1 protein-coding gene and 1 pseudogene are annotated in these 2,187 nt (G+C 76.8%); one reads left to right on the top strand and one right to left on the bottom strand.

Going from position 1 to position 2,187, the window contains the following annotated elements; genetic code table 11:
- A pseudogene (locus ABD54_RS29295) lies at nucleotides 1-215 on the bottom strand (hypothetical protein); the annotation flags it as partial.
- 199 nt (nucleotides 216-414) lie between these two features.
- Between ABD54_RS29295 and ABD54_RS26345 the strand changes: the two are divergent.
- A complete protein-coding gene (locus ABD54_RS26345) occupies nucleotides 415-2,175 on the top strand; it encodes a sigma-70 family RNA polymerase sigma factor (protein WP_053063660.1) in 1,761 nt (586 codons plus the stop codon).
- Nucleotides 2,176-2,187: the final 12 nt, after the last annotated feature.

Genomic DNA, 2,187 nt, shown 5'->3' with positions numbered 1-2,187 from the left:
CCCGAACGCGCCCGCGCCCCGCCCAGGAGACCGCAGGGACCGGCCAGGTCGTCGCCCGACGCGAACGCCCCGCACACCGCGTCCACGGCGGGCGTCCACCAGCTCTCGGGCGGGTCCCACCCCGCCTCCCGGCTCCGCCGGCCCCACGGCGCGCGCAGTTCCCGGGCACGGGCCGTACGGTCGCGCGTCCCGGTCCTCACCTCGGCATCTCCCATGGCGTCGCTCCCGTCCGTCGGTCCTGCCGCGGAGGCGGGTCCGCGTCGGCTCGGCGCGTTCCGTCCTCCCTCACCCCTGATTACGGAGATCGGTGGCGGCTGTGACGCGAATGCGGGATATTTTTCGAGCACGTGTCCTCAGCGCCGGACCGGGGCTCATCCGCGGATCGCGGCGCACACTCCCCAGAAAGGACGCCGGGTGAACGACGTCCCCGACGATCACACAGGGACTCTGGTCGGTGACGGTGAGTTGATTCAGTGGGTTCGGGACGGCGACACCGGCGCCTACGCCACCCTCTACGAGCGGCACGCCGCGGCGGCGCGCGGACTGGCCCGGCAACTGCTGCGCGGTGAGGCGGAGGTGGAGGACGCCGCCGCCGAGGCGTTCACCCGCGTGCTCAGCGTCATCCAGCGCGGAGGGGGGCCGCAGGACTCCTTCCGCCCCTACCTGCTCACCGCGGTCCGCAACGCCGCCTACGACCGGGGGCGAGGGGAGAGGCGGCAGGTCGTCACCGACGACCTGGAGAGCCTCGTCCCCGGCCAGCCCTTCGTCGACCCAGCGCTGGAGGGGCTGGAGCGCTCCCTCATCGCCCGGGCCTTCCTCTCCCTCCCCGAGCGCTGGCAGTCGGTGCTCTGGCACACCGAGATCGAGGGGGCCAAACCGGCCGAGGTCGCGGACGTGCTCGGCATGAAGCCGAACGGCGTCGCCGCCCTCGCCTACCGGGCGAGGGAGGGCCTGCGGCAGGCGTACCTGCAGATGCACCTGGCGGGCGGGAACGCCGCCGAGGCCTGCCGACCGACCCTCGGCCTGCTCGGCGCCCACGTCAGGGAGGGGCTGTCCAGACGCGACACGGCCAAGGTCGACCGGCACATGGACGGCTGCGCCGACTGCCGCGCTGTCTACGCCGAGCTGGCCGACGTCAACGTCGGCCTGCGCGGCGTCGTCCTGCCGCTGGTGGCGGGCGCGGGGGCGGCGGGCTACCTCTCCGCCGCCCCGGCCGGGGGCGCCTGGTGGGGGAGGATGTCGCGCCGCCAGCAGCAGGCGGCGGCCGGAGGCACGGCGGCGGCCGGTGTGGCGGTCGCGGTCGCCCTGGCCCTGACCAGCGCGCCGGAACCGCTTCCCGAACAGCAGCCGCCCCCGGCGGCGGCCCCGTGGGAGCCTCCGGCGCCACCCGCTCCGGAGGCGCCCGGGCCGGCTCCGGACGCGCCGCGGCCCCCTCCTCCGGCCAACGACCGGCCGCGCCCCGAAGCCGACGAGCGGCCCGAGCCCGCCGAGCCGGTCCCGGCGGTGCCCCCCGCCGACGTACCGGAGGAGGAGGTGGCGCGGGAGCCGGGGCCGCGGTTCGCCGCGGGGATCGACCCGGTCGGCTCCCTCCTCCCCGGCAGCGAGGGGATCATGGTCCTGGACGTCCGCAACATCGGCGGCGGCGCGGTCGAGGAGGTCGTCGCCCTGCTCACCCTGCCGCCGGGCGTGGAGATGGTCTCCTCCGGCGGTGCGGGCACCGCGCTTCCCACGGCGGTGGGGCACGGAGACTGGAGCTGCTCCGCGGGCAGCGGGGGCGGCCGGTGCGTCCACCCGGGGATGGCTGCGGGGGAGGACGGCACCCAGTTCATCGACGTGCGCGTGGCCCCGGACGCCGAGGTCGGGGTTCCGGCGGCGGTCTCGGTGTCCGCGGCGGGCGTGACCGCCGAGGCGACGGGGGAGCGGGGCGTGAGTGCGCAGGGCGTCACGGCCCGCTACGCCACCGCGGGCCGGGTACGCGCCGAGAGCGTCGGCAACGCCCTGATGACCTGCGTCGAACCGGAGCGGAGGGGCCGCTGGCCGTGGCCGTGGTGGGACTGGCCGTACGCCCCCGACGACCCCGAGCCGCGCCCCTCCCGCACGGGGGCGTCGCCGACCCACCACTGGCCGCCGCCCTGGGCCCGCACCAGATCCGTGACCTCGGCGAACGCCTGGTAGGCGGGGTAGCCG

It is taken from the genome of Nocardiopsis sp. RV163 (assembly GCF_001029525.1).
GTDB classification, from domain to species: Bacteria; Actinomycetota; Actinomycetes; order Streptosporangiales; family Streptosporangiaceae; genus Nocardiopsis; species Nocardiopsis dassonvillei.
The sequence above is the reverse complement of the archived record's forward strand: the minus strand, read 5'-3'. Positions and strand labels throughout refer to the sequence as shown.